The sequence below is a fragment of the Jannaschia sp. M317 genome (assembly GCF_025141175.1).
Taxonomy (GTDB): Bacteria; Pseudomonadota; Alphaproteobacteria; order Rhodobacterales; family Rhodobacteraceae; genus Jannaschia.
Window position 1 is genome coordinate 2,466,186 of record NZ_CP081155.1, and the last position, 18,845, is coordinate 2,485,030.

General features: G+C 63.4%; 17 protein-coding genes and 1 pseudogene. 5 read left to right on the forward strand and 13 right to left on the reverse strand.

Going from position 1 to position 18,845, the window contains the following annotated elements:
* Nucleotides 1-225 precede the first annotated feature (225 nt).
* The 5 genes from K3551_RS12535 to trkA form a co-directional block, all read right to left on the reverse strand.
* Entirely contained in the window at nt 226-783 is a 558-nt protein-coding gene (locus K3551_RS12535; RefSeq protein ID WP_259913652.1) for a YSC84-related protein, read from the reverse strand.
* A 151-nt stretch (nt 784-934) separates the two neighbouring features.
* Nucleotides 935-2,233: a GTPase HflX gene (gene hflX / locus K3551_RS12540; RefSeq protein WP_259919597.1), complete on the reverse strand. Its 1,299-nt coding sequence runs from the start codon at nt 2,231-2,233 to the stop codon at nt 935-937.
* Nucleotides 2,234-2,252: 19 nt separating this feature from the next.
* Nucleotides 2,253-2,504 (reverse strand): RNA chaperone Hfq, encoded by a 252-nt coding sequence (gene hfq / locus K3551_RS12545; protein ID WP_259913654.1) that lies wholly within the window; start codon nt 2,502-2,504, stop codon nt 2,253-2,255.
* 142 nt (nt 2,505-2,646) lie between these two features.
* A complete protein-coding gene (locus K3551_RS12550; protein ID WP_259913658.1) occupies nt 2,647-4,176 on the reverse strand; it encodes a potassium transporter TrkG in 1,530 nt (509 codons plus the stop codon).
* A complete protein-coding gene (gene trkA / locus K3551_RS12555; RefSeq protein WP_259913661.1) occupies nt 4,176-5,561 on the reverse strand; it encodes a Trk system potassium transporter TrkA in 1,386 nt (461 codons plus the stop codon). Before trkA ends, K3551_RS12550 begins: the two co-directional genes overlap by 1 nt.
* Before the next feature lie 166 nt (nt 5,562-5,727).
* Here trkA and K3551_RS12560 point away from each other — a divergent pair, with 166 nt between their 5' ends.
* Complete coding sequence (locus tag K3551_RS12560; RefSeq protein WP_259913663.1) at nt 5,728-6,147, forward strand: hypothetical protein; 420 nt, start codon at nt 5,728-5,730, stop codon at nt 6,145-6,147.
* On the opposite strand, the gene K3551_RS12565 is transcribed toward K3551_RS12560, so the two are convergent.
* From K3551_RS12565 to dusB, 5 genes are all read right to left on the reverse strand, one after another.
* Nucleotides 6,144-7,544, reverse strand: a complete 1,401-nt coding sequence (locus tag K3551_RS12565; RefSeq protein WP_259913665.1) for a sigma-54 dependent transcriptional regulator — start codon at nt 7,542-7,544, stop codon at nt 6,144-6,146. The genes K3551_RS12560 and K3551_RS12565 overlap by 4 nt on opposite strands.
* Before the next feature lie 2 nt (nt 7,545-7,546).
* A complete protein-coding gene (locus K3551_RS12570) occupies nt 7,547-9,769 on the reverse strand; it encodes an ATP-binding protein (RefSeq protein WP_409197376.1) in 2,223 nt (740 codons plus the stop codon).
* Between the two features lie 74 nt (nt 9,770-9,843).
* On the reverse strand, nt 9,844-11,208 hold the full coding sequence (locus K3551_RS12575) for a sigma-54 dependent transcriptional regulator (protein ID WP_259913667.1): 1,365 nt from the start codon (nt 11,206-11,208) through the stop codon (nt 9,844-9,846).
* Nucleotide 11,209: 1 nt separating this feature from the next.
* A complete protein-coding gene (locus tag K3551_RS12580) occupies nt 11,210-12,301 on the reverse strand; it encodes a nitrogen regulation protein NR(II) (protein ID WP_259913668.1) in 1,092 nt (363 codons plus the stop codon).
* Nucleotides 12,298-13,221, reverse strand: coding sequence for a tRNA dihydrouridine synthase DusB (gene dusB / locus K3551_RS12585; RefSeq protein WP_259913670.1), 924 nt, complete (start codon nt 13,219-13,221; stop codon nt 12,298-12,300). The genes K3551_RS12580 and dusB overlap by 4 nt, the downstream gene beginning before the upstream one ends.
* Before the next feature lie 305 nt (nt 13,222-13,526).
* On the opposite strand from dusB, the pseudogene ispF reads away from it, so the two are divergent.
* The 3 genes and pseudogenes from ispF to K3551_RS12600 all read left to right on the forward strand — a co-directional run.
* Nucleotides 13,527-14,009 (forward strand): annotated as a pseudogene (gene ispF / locus K3551_RS12590) (2-C-methyl-D-erythritol 2,4-cyclodiphosphate synthase); the annotation flags it as partial.
* Entirely contained in the window at nt 14,006-14,491 is a 486-nt protein-coding gene (locus tag K3551_RS12595) for a phosphatidylglycerophosphatase A (RefSeq protein ID WP_259913674.1), read from the forward strand. The pseudogene ispF and the gene K3551_RS12595, both read left to right, overlap by 4 nt.
* Complete coding sequence (locus tag K3551_RS12600) at nt 14,488-14,961, forward strand: CinA family protein (protein ID WP_259913676.1); 474 nt, start codon at nt 14,488-14,490, stop codon at nt 14,959-14,961. The genes K3551_RS12595 and K3551_RS12600 overlap by 4 nt, the downstream gene beginning before the upstream one ends.
* On the opposite strand, the gene K3551_RS12605 is transcribed toward K3551_RS12600, so the two are convergent.
* Nucleotides 14,946-15,398 (reverse strand): type II toxin-antitoxin system RatA family toxin, encoded by a 453-nt coding sequence (locus K3551_RS12605; RefSeq protein WP_259913678.1) that lies wholly within the window; start codon nt 15,396-15,398, stop codon nt 14,946-14,948. The two genes, K3551_RS12600 and K3551_RS12605, sit on opposite strands and share 16 nt — an antisense overlap.
* Nucleotides 15,399-15,468: 70 nt before the next feature.
* Here K3551_RS12605 and hpt point away from each other — a divergent pair, with 70 nt between their 5' ends.
* The gene (gene hpt, locus K3551_RS12610) at nt 15,469-16,005 is read left to right on the forward strand and encodes a hypoxanthine phosphoribosyltransferase (RefSeq protein ID WP_259913687.1); all 537 of its coding nucleotides are present in this window, start codon (nt 15,469-15,471) and stop codon (nt 16,003-16,005) included.
* On the opposite strand, the gene K3551_RS12615 is transcribed toward hpt, so the two are convergent.
* Together K3551_RS12615 and K3551_RS12620 are read right to left on the reverse strand one after the other, a co-directional pair.
* Complete coding sequence (locus K3551_RS12615) at nt 16,002-17,648, reverse strand: hypothetical protein (RefSeq protein ID WP_259913689.1); 1,647 nt, start codon at nt 17,646-17,648, stop codon at nt 16,002-16,004. The genes hpt and K3551_RS12615 overlap by 4 nt on opposite strands.
* A gap of 63 nt (nt 17,649-17,711) precedes the next feature.
* Nucleotides 17,712-18,830: an ABC transporter ATP-binding protein gene (locus tag K3551_RS12620; protein WP_259913691.1), complete on the reverse strand. Its 1,119-nt coding sequence runs from the start codon at nt 18,828-18,830 to the stop codon at nt 17,712-17,714.
* Nucleotides 18,831-18,845 lie beyond the last annotated feature (15 nt).

Here is an 18,845-nt window from a genome sequence, read left to right on the forward strand (position 1 = left end):
ATCCTTTCCGGTTTAAACCTTGGCGGGGGATCAGAGGCATCGCCTCAACCGGTGGACCGTCCGGGGATGTCTCCCCCAGGGGCCCGCCCCTGCCTGTGAAGTGTCGCCCCATTAACGGAGCCGCCGTGAACCCGCAAGTGGAAACGGGCGCGTGTTTCCGCTGGCTCGGAATGCCGCGTGGGGATGGCATCGGGCCAGGGGGGCAGAGCCCCCTGCCCGGCTGGGTCAGGGAATGATCCGGTTATATTTCTGCCCCTCGATCGTGGCCCCGGCCAGCAGGCCCGCCTGCCCGAAGATCACCGCGACAACAGGGGTCAGAAGCGAGGTCGTATCCGTCGTCAGCGCACGTGAACTGGACGAAAATGCGTATTCCAGATCCGCCCCCGCGACCCACCCCTGCGAGGCGCGGAAGTTGTTCAGCGCCGCGGGTGTCATGAAGAACAGCGCATGTGCGTATTGCTGGGCCCCGATCTGCAGGCCGACCGACGCGTTGGTCGTGGAATAGTAATCAACGGTCACGTTATCGATGCGCAATGCCCCGCGCCCGAACCCGCCGCCGATGCCCAGGCCCGCTTCGGTGACCAGTGGCATCATCAGGATACCCGCGGCCTTGCCGGCCAATGTCTGGGTCTCCGGCAGGGTGTCGTACATGAAGTTGAAGGCGGCATCGACGCGGGCGTCGATCTTGTCGGCACCCGGGCTGCCGATCCCATTGCCACAAGCAGCGAGCGCCAGCGGCGCGGTGGCGGCCGCGAGAAAGCGGCGGCGCGAATATGCGATCATGTGATATGTCCTGTCCAAAATCTGCTCTGCCGGAATCTCACGCCCCGATCTGGCGCAATCATATGCCAGCGCCGCCCACCTGTCACCCTTGCAGGCACGCGGAACGTCGCCGATGGCGCGGTCGTGCCAGAAATCAGGTTCCGGCCAGACCTCAACCCAGCAGCTTGGCTTCCTCCGGGAAGCTGCGGGCAAAACGGGCGGCTTGCTTTGCGGTCCAGCGCAGCGACAGCGCGGTGCCCTCTTCGCCTGGTTCCTCGGATTGCACGGTGCCTTCTTCGTGCAGCCAGGCACGGGCGCGCCCCGCCGCAAAGGGCAACACCAGGGTCAGCTCGGCCATGCTTTCGGCCAACTCGGTGCCGATCCGCTCCAGCAGGGCGTCGAGTCCCGCCCCGGTCAGGGCCGATCCCAGGTAAACATCGTCACGACGGGCCGCGATGTTGGCAGCAGCCTCCGCTCCTTCGGCATCCAGAGCGTCGGATTTGTTCCACATTTCCACGCGTTGAACCGACTTGTCGACGCCCAGCGCCTCCAGAATGGTTTCGACATCCTGGGCCTGCGCCTTGGTCTCCGGGTGAGAGATGTCGCGCACGTGGACGATCAGATCAGCGTCCAGCACTTCTTCCAGCGTGGCACGGAACGCCGCAACCAGCTGTGTCGGCAGATCCGAGATGAAGCCCACGGTGTCCGACAGGATCACATCCAGTGTGTTGTTGCCGACAACGGCCAATTCCACCGCCCGCATGGTCGGGTCCAGAGTGGCGAAAAGCATGTCCTTGGCCAACACCTCTGCGCCCGTCAACCGATTGAAAAGCGTCGATTTCCCTGCGTTGGTATAACCGACCAGGGCCACCACGGGATAGGGCACCTTGGCGCGGGCGGCTCGGTGCAGCTCCCGCGTTTTGACGACTTTTTCCAACTGACGGCGCAGCTTGATCATCTGTTCGTCGATCGCCCGGCGGTCCGCCTCGATCTGGGTTTCACCAGGGCCGCCGACGAAACCCAATCCGCCCCGCTGCCGTTCCAGGTGGGTCCAGGCGCGGACGAGGCGGGTGCGTTGATAGGACAGGGCCGCCAGCTCGACCTGCAACACACCCTCGCGGGTTGCGGCGCGGTCGGCAAAGATTTCCAGGATCAGGCCGGTCCGGTCCAGAAGCTTTACCTTCCAGGCCTTTTCCAGATTGCGCTGCTGCACAGGACTAAGGGAGCCGTCCAACAGGATCAGGTCGATTTCCTCCGCCTCGATCCGCGCGCGCAGTTCTTCGACCTTGCCCGATCCGAACAGCATGCCGGGATGCGGCTTGGGCAGGCGAACGACGGTGCCCCCCACGACGTCCAGCCCCGGCAGCGCATGCGCAAGCGAGATCGCCTCTTCCACGGCGAGTTTCGGATCGCGGCCCGTTCGGTCGGCGCCACGTTGATCGGGATGCAGGACCAGCGCGCGCGTCGGCAGCGCCTCGGTCGAATGCGTGTCAGTCGGCGTCGCCAGAACTGTCCTCGCCAGAATAAAGGTTGATGGGTTGCGCGGGCATCACGGTCGAAATCGCATGCTTGTAGACAAGCTGCGACTGACCATCGCGGCGCAGCAGCACGCAAAAGTTGTCGAACCAGGTGATCACGCCCTGAAGCTTCACGCCGTTGATCAGAAAGACCGTGACCGGCACCTTCGTCTTGCGGACGTGATTGAGAAACGCGTCCTGCAGGTTCTGCTTGTCGGATGCCATCGGCTCGTCCCCCGTCGTGCGTCACCCTTGTTCGGGTGCGTCGTTTTCACCGTTGCGACAGTTATGCGGCGATGTTCTGCAAAGTTCCAGTCCCAGAAACAGGGATTCTGCGCTCCAAGTCCCTGAATCGACGCGCAGAGGCCTATCCGCGCCAGAAATCAGGGTTGAACAGCGCGATAAGAGCCAGCGCTTCGAGCCGGCCCAGCACCATCGCCGAAGCCCAGATCAGCTTTGCCGCGTCCCCGATACTGCCGATACCGCGCGCGGGGCCGGTGCCCAGGGCGATGTCGGCCAGCGGCCCTGTGGTGGTCAACGCGGCAATGGCCAGCGTCATTGCGTCACTGAAATTCAAGCCAGCAGCTGACAGCGCCAGCGTGACGGCGGCGATGGTGATCGCGAACAACATGAAGAAGATCCACGCCGCCTCGACCCCCCGCATGGGGATACGCGCCCGAACCCCCTGCCCGCCTTCGACGCCATGAGGGTGAACCAGCAGATGCATTTCCCGCCGCCCATGTTCATAGAGCGCGTAAATCCGCAGCAGCTTTACCCCGCCTGCCGTCGTCGCCACCCCCCCGCCGAACAGGGCCAGGCCAAGCAACATGACAATCGGTGTATCCAGACCGGACCAGCCGCGCGCCGTTGCCCAATCCGCGCTTTCCCAACCGGTCGTCGTCAGGAACGACAGCACGGTGAAGGCCGTCCCCCAGAACGCCCGGAGCGCCTCGGTAAAGGTCGCGCCTGCGTCGACCTCCAGGGCTGCGGTCCAGTGACGCAATAGCAGCAAGACCGAAGCCGTGAGAACGATCATGCCTGCAATGCGCAATTCCCGGTCCTGAGACAGGCGCACGACCTGATCGCGCTGAAATTCGAAGGTAAAGGTCTGACGACTGACCGCAAAGATCAGAAAGGCCATGATCGCGACCTCTCCGGGGAGGCCCGCAGCGGATCCGCTGACCCCGCCGCCTGCCGTGATCCCAGACGTCGAAAGCGTCGACATAGCGTGAATCGCGGCCCGTGTCGGCGTTTCGCCCAAGACCCAGAGAATGGTCCAGAGCAGCAACGTCAGCCCTGAATAGATCGGCCAAAGCATGTTGAAATAGCGGGCCAGCCGATGTTCGGGATCTGCCGATTGCGCCTGCGCCGACAGCCGTGCGCCTTGGCCGAACCGCGCGCTGTAGGTTACCTCGAACCCACCCAGGCGCAGCGGGGCCAGGATCGCGACCGCAGCCACGATGGCCATCAATCCGCCCTGCCACGCCACCAAGGCGCGCCACAGATGCACCGTCTCCGACAGGCGGTCCGGCGCGAACAGACTGCCGCCGGTGGTGGTGATCGCGGCGACCATTTCCACGTAGGCATTGACCAGCCGCGTGTTCGCCACCGCCTCGGTCAATGGGATCGCTGCCATCGCAGGCAGCAGCAGCAGCGCGCCGGGCAAGGCAACAAGGTGACTGCGGGTGATGTTGGATGATTGCCGTCGTGACGTGGCCAGGGCGACAGCTGCGCTCAACGCCAACAGGATCGTGCCCCAGTAAAAGAACACGCGCGCCTCGCCATGGACGTCGCGGTACAAGGCGTGCAGCGCCGGCACATACATCGACGCCGACAACACCAGTGCCAGGCGCACCAAAAGCGGCAGCCGGGTGACGCTGCGCGCCTCTTCGGCCATCAGAAGAAGTCCACCTGCACCTGCAACAGCCGCTCCACCTCTGGCACATCCGCCGACAGCGCGAAGATCGCCACGCTGTCCCCCTCTTCGATCAGGCTTTCGCCGCTGGGTTTGACCACCTTGCCGTCCGCCTTGCGGATCGCGCCAATCAACGCGCCTTCGGGGAAATTCACGTCCCGCAACCGGCGCCCGGCCAAGGGAGATGTGGACATCACCTGCGCCTCGATCACCTCTGCCTCGGCGTCGCCGACGGAATAGACATTGCGCACACGCCCGTGACGCACATGGCGCAGGATAGAAGACACGGTCGTCTGTCGCGGGTTCACATAGGCATCAATATTCAGCGGTCCCATCAAAGGCACCAACGTGGGGTCGTTGATCAGGGCAATGGTCTTGGAGCAGCCCGCCGCCTTGGCGCGCACCGCAGCCAGAAGGTTGGTTTTGTCGTCGTCGGTTACGGTCAGGACGGCATCCGCGCGTTCGATGTTTGCTTCGCGCAGCAGTTCGATATCGAGCCCGTCGCCAGACAAAACGATCGTCCGTTCCAACGACTCGGCGGCATGTTCGGCGCAGCTCCGGTTCCGTTCGATCATCTTGGCGCGGATGCGTTCGGGGGCCGCTTCCAACGCGCGGGCCACGGTCAGACCGACGTTGCCGCCTCCGATGATCACGACACGTTCCTGCTTCTTGGTCTTCTTGCCGAAAATCTCCTGGGTACGGCCCAGGTCCTCGGTATGGCAGAGCACATAGATCTGGTCATCCGCCTGCAGCTGATCCCCCGGTTCCGGGGCGAACAACGTGCCAGACGCGGCCCGACGCACGCCCACCACAACGGCCCGCAAGGTGCTGAACAATTCGCTGAGCTGGCGCAGCGGCGTGTCGAGAACCGGGCAGTCGGCGTCCAGCTTCAGCCCGATCAGATGGGTCAAGCCATCCATGAATTCTTCGACGTCGAAGGCCTCGGGCGCGCGCAGGCGGCGCAACGCGGCGGACGCGACCTCCCGCTCGGGGCTGATGACGACGTCGATGGGTAGGTGGTCGCGGCGATACAGATCTGACCGGATGGCCGACAGATAGCTCTGCGCCCGCAGGCGCGCGATCTTGCGTGGAACGGTAAAGACCGAGTGGGCGACCTGACAGGTCACCATGTTGACCTCATCGCTGTGGGTCGCGGCGATCAACATGTCGGCGTCTTCGGCGCCCGCGCGTTCCAGAACGTTCGGATAGCTGGCGAACCCGGTAATCCCCTGCACGTCCAGCGTGTCAGTGGCCCGGTTCACGAGGCTTGGATTGTTGTCGACGACGGTGACGTCGTTGCGCTCGCCCGCCAGATGGCGGGCAATCTGCCAACCGACCTGACCCGCTCCGCAGATGATGACCTTCACGGTGATGTCCCCGGTCGATGCTCTGAATGATCTGGATATGCGGCGCTGCGGCGCGGGTCAACGCAGGAGCGGCCGCGCCTATTCAAGACACCTCAAAAGCAGCCAGGGCAACGTCTGACGTCAGGCGCGCCTTGCATGCTGTCCCAACTTCCCTAGGCTCTTGTTCATGCGTGTCATTCTTTCCGTTTTGTTGCTGGCGGCCTGCACCGTTCCGGGCCAATCGGTCTGGCTGCGCCCCGGCACCCCCACACAGACGGCCGACATCGACCTTGCCACCTGCACGCGCGAGGCCCAGACCGCCCTGCCCGAAAGAATCCGGATCGCAACAGCCCCCCGCGTCACAATTGGCGCAAGCCTATGCGAAGGACCGCTGTGCATCGGTGTCAACGACGCACCGGAAATCTTCGACTACGATGCCAACGCCGGGCACCGCGCGCGGGCTGTCGCGGCCTGCATGGGGGCGAAAGGCTATGGCTTGACGCAACTGCCTCGATGTCCACAGGGGCTGACCGTGCCTGTGCAGAACCAGCCCTTCGATATCCGTGGGTTTTGCGTCGCGCAGGGTCGCATCGCCGCGCCCCGCTAGGTGTTTTCGTCCACCCGTGCAACGCGCGCGCCACCCCGCGCCGACGTCACGACGCCAAGTGATTTGAGCTTTCGGTGAAGGGCGGACCGTTCCATCCCCACGAAACTTGCGGTGCGGCTGATGTTGCCGCCAAATCGGTTGATCTGGGTCATCAGGTACTGTCTCTCGAACAGTTCGCGCGCATCGCGCAATGGCAGGCTTGCAAGGCTGCCGGACAGAGTCATCTCTCCTCCGTCACCGCCTCCGTCGGTCGGGCTGGGCAATTCGGACGGTTCGATCGCCCCGGTTCCATCGCCCAGGATCAAGACGCGTTCGATCACATTGCGCAATTGTCTGACATTTCCCGGCCAACGCATCGTCTGCAACAGGGCGCGCGTCTCTTCGCTCAACTCGCGCAGCGGCAGGCCCTGCGCCTTGTTGAGCGACCGGATGAAATGATCCGCCAGCACCGGAATGTCGTCCCGGCGATCCTCTAGCGATGGGACCGGGATCGGCACGACGTTGAGACGGTGAAACAACTCTTCGCGGAACCGACCGGCGCGGATCTCCGATTCCAGGTCCCGGTTGGTGGATGAAATGACCCGTAAGTCTACACGCACCTTTTCTTGGCCACCAACCCGTTGAAAAGACTGTTCTACCAGAACACGCAGGATCTTGGACTGAGTGCCCAGGGGCATGTCCGCGACCTCATCGAAATAGATCACACCCTCGTGCGCCTGCTCCAGCAGGCCGGGTTCCACCCCTTTTTCGAGGCTTTCACGCCCGAACAGAACCGACTCCATCCGTTCCGGCTCGATATTCGCGGACGATACGGTCACGAACGGACCTGATGCGCGGTTCGAATTGGCGTGAATGTACCGTGCGGCGACTTCCTTGCCCGATCCCGCAGGCCCCGTCAGCATCACGCGACCGTTGGAATTCATCACCTTGCGCAATTGGCCCAACAGACCCTTGAAGGCCCCGCTTTGCCCGATCATCTCGGCGGAGGAGGCATCTTTCCGCCGCAACTCGCTGTTTTCATGGCGCAAACGCGATGCTTCCATCGCGCGGGACACCACCACCATCAATTGGTCGATGTTGAACGGCTTCTCGATGTAGTCGTAGGCACCCTGTTTGATTGCGGCGACCGCAATCTCGATGTTGCCATGGCCCGAGATTATGATGATCGGGATGTCCGGGTTGTCGCGACGGACGGATTTCAGGATGTCGATCCCGTCCATGTCACTGTCTTTCAACCAGATATCCAGGATCATCAGGCTGGGCGGCTCTTCATCGATGGCGGCCATGCACTCATCGGCTGTCCCCGCGGTCCGGCAGGAATACCCCTCGTCCTCCAGGATGTCGGAAATCAGGCCGCGAATGTCAGCCTCGTCGTCGGTAATCAGGATGTCGCCCATTCTTAGCCCTCCTCACTCAGTGGCAGGCGGATCAATGCTTCCGCCCCCTTATGTCCATTTGCAGCGGCTGGCGCGTCGCGCAGCTCCAGCGTGCCGCCATGCTCTTCGATGATCTTCTTGACGATCGGCAGGCCCAGACCGGTGCCCTTGTCCCGGGTGGTCACATAGGGCTCAAAAAGCCGCGCGCGATCCGCAGGCAGGCCGATTCCCGTGTCGGCGATGCGAATTTCAACGGCACCATCCCCGATCGTCAGTTCGACCGAGACAATCTTGTCAAAATCATTCTCGTGTTCTGCCCTGGTTTCAATGGCTTCGCCAGCGTTCTTGACAAGATTGGTGAAGGCCTGCCCGATCATGGTGGCGTCAATGTCGGCAAAAGCCGCCTCGTCCGGGATCGACGCTTGCAAGGCAATCGGCTCCAGCGCGGCCTTCTGAAGGGTCACCGTATCGCGCAGGACCCGCGCCAGGTCGGTGCGCCGCCGCTCCGGCTCCGGCATGCGGGCAAATTTGCTGAACTCATCAACGATACGTCGCAAGTCATTGGTTTGACGAACAATCACGTCGGTCAATTCGCCAAGTTTCAGGGCGCTTTCTTCGGGGAGTTCGCGACCGAACCGACGCTTCAACCGCTCTGCGGACAATTGGATCGGCGTCAGGGGGTTCTTGATCTCATGCGCAATCCGCCGCGCCACGTCGCCCCAGGCGGCCATGCGCTGCGCGCTGACCAATTCGGTCACATCATCGAACGCTACCACATAGCCTTCGGGGGCACCATCAACGCCGCTTCGCGTGGCAATGCGCACCAGCAGGCTTTCGAGGGATCCGCTGCGCATCAGCCGGACCTCTTCTTGCACGGTGCCGGAATGCGCGTCTTTCAACTTGTTGAACAAAGAGGCGAATTCCGGGACGAACTGATGCAGCTCCAACCCGTATTGATTTGCCTCGTCCAGATGCAGCAGCCGCTTGGCCGAGCGGTTGGCAAAGTCGACCCGGCCATTGGCATCGAGGCCAATCACGCCGGCAGTGACCGATCCGAGAACGCTGTCGAACAGCCGGCGACGCCGTTCCGTCTGCATGTTGGTTTCGACCAAGGCGTCCCGTTGCCCCTTAAGCTGGCGGGTCATCTGGTTGAAAATGCGCCCCAACATGGCGATTTCATCGTCCCCCGCCTCTTCGGTGACGCGCACGTCCAGATCGCCATGACCGACACGCTGCGCCGCGCCAGCCAGTTGACCGACGGGCCGCGACAGCCGCTCTGCGATCCACAGCCCGGCCCAGGTTGCAGCCAGGATCAGGATGACGGCGAAACCGAGATAAAGCAGCCCAAACTCGAACAGCATCCGCCCTCGGTCCTGTTCAAGCTGTTGATAAAGCTGGGCGGTTTCCTGGGTTTCATCCAACAGCCGAAGAATGTCGCCGTCGACCTCTCGGGTGACGTACAAGAACCGATCCGTATAGGCGGTCAGTTGAAGAAGGGCGCGGAACTCATTGATTTCCTTGTCTTCGAATAAGACGACAGACCCGGTTTTGGCCTGCTCCAACTGGGCCCGGGCCGGAAGTTCGAAATCGAAGAGGTAGCTGCGATCCCCTCGGGCCCGGATTTCCCCCGTGCCGTCAATCACAAACGCTTCTTCCAAACCGCGTTGGACCAACTCCTGCCCTTGGCTGAGCACCTGGCGCATATCGCCGTCGGTCATGAAGAAACTCGCGCGCTTGGCGACGTTCAGGTATCCGGCCAAGGCGCGCGCATCCTGGGTCAGGGCGTCGCGATGTTCCTGCGCATAAGCCTGCGCGGCAGAAACGGAGTTGCCGAGCGCATTTCGGACACGGTCCGAAAACCAACCCTCCAACCCGATGTTGATTGTAATCATTGCAAAAACAGCGACCAGAATCGTTGGAACCAGGGCCATGCCGGTGAAAATGCCGGTCAGGCGCAGGTGCAATTGCGACCCCGCCGACCGAGCGCGCCGCGCCGCGACCATTGTCGTGACACGCCGCGCAACAAGGGCGGCCACAAGCAAGATATAGACGAGATCGGTCAGAAGGACGCCGCGCAGCAACGTCTGACTGATCCCCGGCCCCCGGACGCCCAATGCTAGGAAGGTGATCCCTACCAGAACGGGCCCCAGTGCGACAAGCACGAGGGTCAGCCAGGTATTCGCCTGCCGACGGCCGCTCCAGAGAAAGGTTCGGAGCAGCGTTTCTGAGGACGCTGGAAGCCGCAAGATCGCCTCATTTCAATGTCTTACCACCCGTTGTTCCGCCGGGTTGTTCCCGATCTGCAACGTGTGTGGCCAATCTACATCAACTTGCGGCGGCGTGTCACGAGGATATCGAGGTCGGTGATCTTCTTACGCAGGGTATTTCGGTTGATCCCCAGCAGGTCCGCGCATTTCGCCTGGTTCCCACCGGTCGCGTCCAGCGCGATTTCGATCAACGGGCCTTCGACTTCTCGCAGAACCCGCTGATACAGGCCCGGCGGCGGCAGCTGCCCACCCTGCAGGTCAAAATAGCGGCGCAGGTGTTTATCAACGGCATCAGACAGATCGTCGGTCGCCGCCATTGCGCGCGGACCCGCGGCCGTCGGTGTGCCACCGACCACCAGTTCAACCTCCTGTCGTGTGATTTCCTCGGCCGGGCTGGTCGCAACCAGACGGCGCACCGTGTTTTCCAGTTGCCTGACATTTCCGGGCCAGGGATGAGCTCGGATCAGGGCCAATGCATCGTCGCTGAACCGGCGCAGGGAGCCGCCCTCCCGCTCGGCGCGCGTCAGAAAGTGCGCGGCAAGCAAGGGAATGTCGTCGACCCGTTCGCGGAGCGCAGGCACGTCCAGTTGTGCCCCTGCCAAGCGATAATAGAGGTCAGACCGAAAACCTTCGTCCAGTCGCGACGACAGGTCCCGTTGCGAGGTGGCCATGATGCGCGGGCCGGACCCGTCGAATGCATCCAACATGCGGACGACGCGGGCCTGCGCCTCTGCGTCCAGGTCCCCGACCTCGTCGAACAGCAGGGATCCCCCCTTGGCCCGCGCCAACAGATCCGCCGGACCGTCAAAGCCTGCCAGCTCGGACCCGGTTGCGGTCACGAACGGTAAGGTCCGCCGGTCCGAAAAGTCATGAATTGCCTTCGCGATCAGCGACTTGCCGGTGCCGCTTTCACCGGTAATCATGACCGGCAGATCGGTGTTCATCACCCGGGCAACCAGCCGATAAAGCGCCTGCATCCGGGGCGTGCGACCGACCAGCGGCAGGTCGTCCGTTTCCGCCTCTGGCTTTGTGCCGACATGCGCGGCAGCCTGTGGTTTATGTTCCAACGCACGCGATGCGCGCTTCATCAGGTCGGGCAGGTCAAACGGTTTGGGCAGGTAGTCATAGGCCTCGGCCTCGGTCGCCTGAATGGCCGTCATGATCGTGTTCTGTGCAGAAATGACGATCACCGGCAGACCAGGCCGCTCTGCCCCGATCCGGGGCAGCATCTCCAGACCATTGCCATCGGGCATGATCACGTCCGAGATCACCAGATCGCCCTTGCCCTCCTGCACCCAGCGCATCAGCGTCATCAAGCTGGAGGTGGCGTGAACCTTGCAACCCGCACGCGTCAGGGCTTGCGTCAGAACGGTGCGGATCGTGCGATCATCGTCAGCGACAAGGATGGTGCCGTCCATGTTATGTCCTTAATTCAGTGTCTTGCAGGGGTTTCTTGTTCGAATCTTCGCGCGGCGCGAGCGGCAGGGAAATCCGGAAGACGGTGCGCCCCGGAATGCTGTCGACAGAAATCCAGCCGTTGTGTTCGTGGATGATCTTGGACACCAGTGCCAAGCCAAGGCCGGTACCGTTTTCCCGCCCGGACACGAAGGGTTCGAAGAGGTTGTTGATCATTTCCTCGGGAACGCCCGGGCCATCGTCGATGATCTCGACCTGTAGGGGAACCGCCCCGCCGGAGCCGTCAGGCCGCCGAACCCGCAGCGAAAGCTCATAGAACGTGCGGATGGTGATCTTGCCGCCCTGCGCGCCGACCTGGGCCGCATTCTTCAGCAAGTTCAGGAACACTTGCTGCAATTGGTCGGTATCGGCCCAAGTGTGAGGCAGCGAAGGATCGTAGGCCTCTTCGATGGTCATATGGGCCGCGAACCCGACCATGGCAGAGCGGCGCGCGCGATCGAGGACGTCGTGAAGATTGACCGCCTTGCGTTGCGGCGGGCGCAGGTTGCCGAATTGTTCAACCTGCTCCAGCAGCTTCACGATGCGCCGGCTTTCGGCGACGATCAACTCCGTCAGCTCCCGGTCTTCGCCGCTCAGGTTCATGCTGAGCAGTTGGGCCGCTCCGGTGATTCCGGCCAAGGGGTTCTTGATTTCATGGGCCAGCATCTCGGCCATCCCGATGGCCGACCGTGCCGCCGAGCGAGAGCTGCGGCCGCGATCGACACGGCCCGCGATGTCCTGCGGGCTGAACAATATCAAGACGCCACCGCCCAACGGTGAAATATGCACGTCGCACCGCAAATCCGGTGCCGGGCCGATGCGAACCGACGTTTCGTGCAGCGTCAGCGGCGCGTCGTTGCGACGGACGCGGCCCGTGGCAGCCCCGAGATCGCCGTCAATTTCCACCAACTCCGGCAAGGCCTTGCCGACCAATGCCTTGGCCGACCGGTTGAGGAACCCTTCTGCGGGGCCATTGGCTGCGGTTATCACATCCTCGGGTGACAGCAGCAGCGCGGGCAGAGCCAGCGATTGCCAGACGGTTTCGGACATTGTCATGCCGCGGCCTCCAGGACTGGGCGCAAGGCAAGGTCGAGCAGGTTGCGCACGTCGTCCGGCGGCGCGGTCAGAACCTGCCGGCGCAGCCCGGGCACTGTGCCCGCGCGGTCCATGTACCACCCAAGATGTTTGCGCGCCGCGCGGGCGCCCAGTGGCCCGTAGAAATCGAGCATCGCGTCATAATGGCCGCGTACCATCGCGATCAACGCCTCGCCTTCGGGGACGACCGGTGCCGGGCCGTATCCCAGGTCCGCCGCAACCTCGGCACAGATCCAGGGGCACCCCTGAATGCCACGCCCGATCATGACGCCCGCCGCACCAGAGGCGCGCAGCGCTGCACGAGCGTCCGCGCTGTCCAGAATGTCGCCATTGACCAGGACGGGAACTGCCACCGCCTCGACGATTTCCTGCACGGCGGCCCAATCGGCGTGGCCCTTGTAGAACTGACACCGCGTGCGACCGTGGATCGTCAACATCCGAATGCCCGCCGCCTCGGCCCGCCGCGCCAAAGCAGCCGTGTTCAGGCTGTCGTCGTCCCAGCCGAGCCGGGTCTTCAGGGTCACAGGCACGTCGACCGCGCCGACCACGGCTTCGATCAGGCGCATGGCGTGGTCGTGGTCGCGCAGCAGCGCGGACCCGGATGCACCGCCCACGACCTTCTTGGCCGGGCACCCCATGTTGATGTCGACGATCCGGGCGCCCTGCCCCGCCAGAACCCTGGCGGCCTCGGCCATCCAGTAGGCCTCGCGCCCGGCGATCTGTACCGAGGTGCCGTCCAACTCCGCCCCCAGTTCCGCGCGATCGCGGACAGAGGGTTTGGCCTGGACCATCTCTCGGCTGGCGACCATTTCGGACACGACGAGCCCCGCGCCGAAGGATTGCACCAGAGTGCGCATGGGTAGATCGGTGATCCCTGCCATGGGCGCGAGTGCGACAGGCGATGTCAGGCCAAGGGCCTGCAACCTGGGATCAAGTGACGATGCGGTCTTTTCAGGCACGTGCTGAAACCCTGTGCGATTAGATTTAAGGCGTATCCTGCGGCCCCATGGAAAGCAGGCGCAGCGGTGAATGTCTGTGCCTGCGCTATGCCATTTGCACATTTTTTATGCATTTTGCCAGCGCAATGCCCGTCCTGTTGTCAGAACAAAGACCGAGGTCTAGGACAGCACCAAAGGGTCGACAGCGCGTTTGTCGACCGGTTCGATGCATCAAGCAAGGGGGATCCATCGTGGATTTCAGAGTAGGCAACGGCTTTGACGTGCATCGGTTCGGACCCGGCGATCACGTGATGCTTTGTGGTGTCCGTGTGCCTCATGGGCGTGGATTACAGGGGCATTCCGACGCGGATGTCGGGCTGCACACCATTGCCGATGCGATTTACGGTGCCTTGGCCGAGGGCGACATCGGCCGCCACTTCCCGCCAAGCGATCCACAATGGAAAGGTGCCGAGTCGGGACAATTCCTGCGCCACGCGGCCGACCTGGCGCGGGCGCGGGGATTCGCCTTTGGCAATATCGACTGCACGCTGATTTGCGAGGTGCCGAAAATCGGCCCACACGCTGACACCATGCGCGCCCGCATCGCCGAATTGGCGAAGGTGTCGATCGACCGCGTGTCGGTCAAGGCGACCACGACGGAGCGCCTGGGCTTTGCCGGACGCGGCGAGGGCATTGCGTGCCAGGCCACCGTGGCCCTGGTGTCCGCATGAACCGCGCGGCGCATCTGGTGGCCACTGTTCTGGGCTCCGGCAATTTGAAACCGGCGTCGGGCACCTGGGGAACCTTGGCTGCGCTGCCGCTGGGATGGGTGGTGATGCAGGCAGGGCCACTGGTGTTCACGCTGGCCACCATCGCCGCGCTGCCCCTCGGGTTGTGGGCGACGCGCGTGGTTGTGGCCGACAGCGGGGATCACGACCCGTCAAAGGTGGTCATAGACGAACTGCTGGGCGTCTGGATTGCACTGTTACCGATTGCCTGGGGGGCCGCGTCTGCAGGTGTCACGGCAGAGCGGCTCTGGCCCGGTTGGATCGCCGCATTCCTGCTGTTCCGTCTGTTCGACATCTGGAAACCCGGTCCCGTCGGATGGATGGATCGGCGCGGCGACGCCTGGGGCGTAATGCTGGACGATGCGGTTGCCGGGGTCTTTGCGGCGGTTGGCGTGATCGCCTTGGCCGGATTGGCCCATCTATGACCGCGGCGCAGGTTCAGGCGGCGGCCCTCGCCCGGGGCGTGACCCTGGCCACCGCCGAAAGCTGCACCGGCGGGTTGGTGGCGGCGGCCTTGACGGACCTGCCGGGGTCTTCGGCGGTCTATCACTGGGGCGTGGTGACCTATTCGAACGCGGCCAAGATGGACCTGCTGGGGGTGCGGTCAGACACGCTCGACGCGGTCGGGGCCGTGTCTGAACAGGTCGCATCCGAGATGGCTGCGGGCGCGCGGACGCGGTCCGGCTGTGACATCGCCGTCTCGGTCACCGGAATCGCGGGGCCCGGCGGGTCGGATTTCAAACCCGAAGGGCGCGTCTGTTTCGGTCTGGCAACGGCGTCAGGTGTTCGTACCGAGACCGTTGAATTCGGTGCCCTGGGACGGACACAGGTCAGGCAGGCCGCACGCGATCACGCGCTTGGCCTTCTGTTGGCTGGCTGTCAGACGGCCCCGTAAAGCGCCTTGGCCCGCTTTTCGAAGGCCGCGACGACGCGCTGCATGGCTTCGTTGAAAACAACGCCCACGACGCGGCCGATCAACGCGTTGCGAAACTCGAAATCGACCCAGAAATGCACGCGACAGCCGCCATTTGGCAGCGTCTCGAACCGCCACTCGCTTTCGAGATGGCGAAACGGCCCGTCCAGGTATTCCGTCTCGATCCGCTTTTCACCGGGCCAGAGCGTCACCTTGGAGCCGAACTTCTCCCGGAACACCTTGAAGGAAATGACGAGGTCGGCCAGCACCACCTCTCCTTCGGGGCCGCCGGTGCGCGATCTGATGCGCGCGGCGGCAGTCCAGGGCAGGAATTGCGGGTAGGAGGCGACGTCGGCCACCAGATCGTACATCTGGTCTGGGCTGTATGGCAGGTCGCGTGTCTCTGTGTGTCGCGGCATGGGGGCCTCTTGGTCGGCGGGAAGTCCCGTGTTAACGCCCCTCATGCCGGAATGGTTCAGGGGAGTCGATATGACCGAGACTTATGTGATCGATCAGATGATCTCTGCCAAGGCCATCGCGGCCCGGATCGAGGCCCTGGCCCGACAGATCGAGGCGCGCTTTGACGGCACCGACAAGCTGGTTGTGGTGGGGTTGCTGCGCGGGTCGTTCGTGTTCATCGCCGATCTAGTGCGCGAACTGGATCTGCCGGTTGAAGTCGATTTCCTGGAGGCCTCCAGCTACGGCGACGGCATGGAAAGTTCCCGCGAGGTCCGCATCCTGAAGGATCTGCGCGGCGAAATCGGGGGCCGCGACGTCCTGGTGGTCGAGGATATCGTCGACACCGGCTTTACCCTGCACCACGTCATCGGCCTGCTGAAATCGCGGGCACCGGCCCGGCTGGAAACCATTGCCCTGCTGGATAAACCCGCCCGGCGGGAAGTCGATGTCAAAGCCAGCTGGACCGGCTTTGAAATCCCAGACGAGTTCGTCGTCGGCTATGGCATCGACTACGCCCAGCGGAACCGCAACCTGCCGTTCATCGGCAAGGTGCGGATGACCGGCTAGAGGTTCATCCGCGCCTCGCGCAGTTCGCGCAGTTCCTTTTCAGACAGCACGACGACGGGTTTGCCGGTGTAGTCGACCTGCGGCGTGGCCCCCAGTTGGCGGAAGAAGCTGATCAGCAGGGCCGAGGTCACGGCCACCCCAGCCACTGCCTTGAAGACAGAGGGCATCGTTGCCTGCAGCGTCGCGTGGTAGATGTCCGGCGTCAGCGTCGTGATCGCAACGTCCAGCATCGGCAGCAGGACCAGACAGGCCGCCAGCAGGATCACCGCCTTGAACAATCCGCCCAGCACGCTGCGCGGGGCGACGATGCGGCGCGGCAGCAGGAAGGGCACAGCCAGAAGCGCACCAGACAGCCCATAAGCATAGAGCGCGTGCATCGGATCCTGACCGTAGGACAGCTTGGCCGCCTGGGACCACCGTTCTGCCTGGATCATCTGGAACAGCAGGTAGCCAGTCCACAAGAGCCCCGCGCCCAGCAACCGCATCACCAACCAGTCGGCCACGATGTAAAGTTTCATCGCCGCGCCGATGGACGGCAGCTTCGGCTCCGGCAGCTTGGCCTTGGCGCGGTCCTTGACGGGCTTCGCGACCTCGGGGACGTCGGCGCCGTAGGTGCTGGCGGAATAGGGGCGCAACTCGTCGGCGTCGTGACCGTCCACGGTTGGCAGGCGGCGGATCAGCAGGATCGTGGTGACGATCAGCGACAGGTTCGCGACGGTTCCGATAAGCTGGGCCGTCATCCCCGCCGGGAGACGCAAGAGCGCGTTCTGGAACGCAGCCGCGTGGAGGTTCAGCAGCGTCGGATCGCTGAACTGGCTTGCCGCCTTGAAGATCGGAAACAGCACAAAGGTCAATGGCGCGATAGCCGCGAGAGCGGACAGGTAGAGCCCGATCAGAACAAAATGATACCACCGGGTCGGACGCGCCAGAAACCGCGGCATCATGCGCACTAGCAGCAGGCTGAGGCCGCCGAGGATGCCGAGAATGGCCGCGACCTGGATCACATTGATGGCACCGAGGGTTGTCGCCATGAAATGCAGCTCGGCATCGCGGGCGAGGATCAGCAGGATCCCGGCAGCGGTTGTCGCGATGGCCACGCCCGACAGCGCGACGAGCGCGCGATGCACACTGAGCAATGTCGATTGCTCCGCAGGACCCGAAGCGGCCTTGCGCGAGGGCGTCGCCTGCTTGGCAGGTGCCGAGGAGCGATGGCGCAGACCGATGAGCAGGGCCATCACAACCCCCTGCACCCCGGCGAAATGATACCACTGGACGTTGAATGCCGTGAACGCATCATCCATCGCGCCCGTGGACGACGCAGTCGGATCGAGACGGCCCAGAATCTCCACCGTAGGCAACAGGGTTGCATGGATCAGCCAGGCCTGGAGCAGGATCGGAGCGAACCAGATCACGTCCCGCCAGCCGGACGGACGGCGCAGCCCGCGCGGCAGCCACCACGGCACCAGAAGGATCACGCCCAACAGGATCGCGAAGGGGCCGACCGAGGGCAGTTCCAGCCCCGAGGCATCGACCCCTTCGGACGCCAGCAACCCCGGTCCGATGGCGCAGAAGATCCCGAACAGGATCAGGACCGCCCCATAGAGCCGCAGGAAGAGAGCGTGGAGAAACTGGAGAACGGGCATGACGGACCTCGGGAACAGATTTGGCGTCAACCTGTCCCCTCAATCCGGCCAAAGCATGACCGATTATCTATATCTGAGAGACTGTCCGTTTCTGAACAGGTGGACTTTGGCCGGATCAGCGGTCAGTTTGATGGTCTGTCCGCGCAGGTTCGGCTGGATACCCGGCAGCTTCGCGATGACCGCATTGTCGTCCGCCTGCGCCCGCTTGAAATACAGCAGGGTGACTTCGCCCAAGCGTTCTTCGACCTCGACCTCACCGCCGAACGCGTAGTTCTCGCCGTCGGTCTGGATCGTGTCTTCGGGGCGAATGCCGATGTTGACCGTGGCCCCCATGTCGTCGGCCGTTGTGGGCACCGTCGACGTCACCGTGCCACCGCCGTCGCGGGTGCGGATGGTGGTCGTCTCGCCGGTGCCGACCACCTCACCTTGCAACAGGTTCATGGCGGGCGAGCCGATGAAGCGGGCGACGAATTCGCTTTGCGGGGTCTGATACAATTCCAGAGGGGTGCCGACCTGGGCGATGGAATACTTGTGACCGTTGTCCTTCAGCGCATCCAGAACCACGATCCGCGAGGCCAGCGTCATCGCCTCCACCTGGTCGTGGGTCACGTAGATCATGGTGCTGTCGGGCATCTGTTCCTTCAACTGGGCGATCTCGATCCGGGTGGCGACCCGCAGGGCGGCGTCCAGGTTCGAGAGCGGCTCATCGAAGAGATAGACCTTCGGGTCGCGCACGATGGCGCGGCCGATGGCCACACGCTGACGTTGCCCGCCGGACAGGGCCTTGGGCAGGCGATCCAGATATTCGGTCAGCTGCAGTTTCTTGGCCGCCGCGTCGACGGCGGCGTCGATGTCCGCCTTGGGCATCTTGGCGATGTTCAGCGCAAACGCCATGTTCTCGCGCACGGTCATATGGGGGTAGAGCGCGTAGCTCTGGAACACCATGGCGATCCCCCTCTCGGAGGGGGGAACGTCGTTCACGACCTCGCCGTCGATTTCCAGCGTCCCGCCAGAGATCTTTTCCAGTCCGGCAATCATCCGCAGCAGCGTGGATTTCCCACACCCGGACGGACCGACAAAGACGATCAATTCGCCCGTCTTGATGTCCAGATCAATGTCCTTGAGCACTTCGACGCTGCCGCCATAGACCTTGGCCACATCGGTAAGTTTCAGGTTCGCCATGGTCGTCCCTCCCGT

What these genes read in the sequence shown, in the direction of transcription:
- K3551_RS12560 (WP_259913663.1), top strand. Translation starts at nt 5,728, where the DNA reads ATGCGTGTCATTCTTTCCGTTTTGTTGCTGGCGGCCTGCACCGTTCCG.
- K3551_RS12615 (WP_259913689.1), bottom strand. Translation starts at nt 17,648, where the DNA reads ATGCCCGTTCTCCAGTTTCTCCACGCTCTCTTCCTGCGGCTCTATGGG.
- K3551_RS12600 (WP_259913676.1), top strand. Translation starts at nt 14,488, where the DNA reads ATGACCGCGGCGCAGGTTCAGGCGGCGGCCCTCGCCCGGGGCGTGACC.
- K3551_RS12620 (WP_259913691.1), bottom strand. Translation starts at nt 18,830, where the DNA reads ATGGCGAACCTGAAACTTACCGATGTGGCCAAGGTCTATGGCGGCAGC.
- K3551_RS12535 (WP_259913652.1), bottom strand. Translation starts at nt 783, where the DNA reads ATGATCGCATATTCGCGCCGCCGCTTTCTCGCGGCCGCCACCGCGCCG.
- K3551_RS12595 (WP_259913674.1), top strand. Translation starts at nt 14,006, where the DNA reads ATGAACCGCGCGGCGCATCTGGTGGCCACTGTTCTGGGCTCCGGCAAT.
- K3551_RS12550 (WP_259913658.1), bottom strand. Translation starts at nt 4,176, where the DNA reads ATGGCCGAAGAGGCGCGCAGCGTCACCCGGCTGCCGCTTTTGGTGCGC.
- hpt (WP_259913687.1), top strand. Translation starts at nt 15,469, where the DNA reads ATGACCGAGACTTATGTGATCGATCAGATGATCTCTGCCAAGGCCATC.
- hfq (WP_259913654.1), bottom strand. Translation starts at nt 2,504, where the DNA reads ATGGCATCCGACAAGCAGAACCTGCAGGACGCGTTTCTCAATCACGTC.
- dusB (WP_259913670.1), bottom strand. Translation starts at nt 13,221, where the DNA reads ATGGCAGGGATCACCGATCTACCCATGCGCACTCTGGTGCAATCCTTC.
- K3551_RS12580 (WP_259913668.1), bottom strand. Translation starts at nt 12,301, where the DNA reads ATGACAATGTCCGAAACCGTCTGGCAATCGCTGGCTCTGCCCGCGCTG.
- K3551_RS12605 (WP_259913678.1), bottom strand. Translation starts at nt 15,398, where the DNA reads ATGCCGCGACACACAGAGACACGCGACCTGCCATACAGCCCAGACCAG.
- K3551_RS12575 (WP_259913667.1), bottom strand. Translation starts at nt 11,208, where the DNA reads ATGGACGGCACCATCCTTGTCGCTGACGATGATCGCACGATCCGCACC.
- K3551_RS12565 (WP_259913665.1), bottom strand. Translation starts at nt 7,544, where the DNA reads ATGGGCGACATCCTGATTACCGACGACGAGGCTGACATTCGCGGCCTG.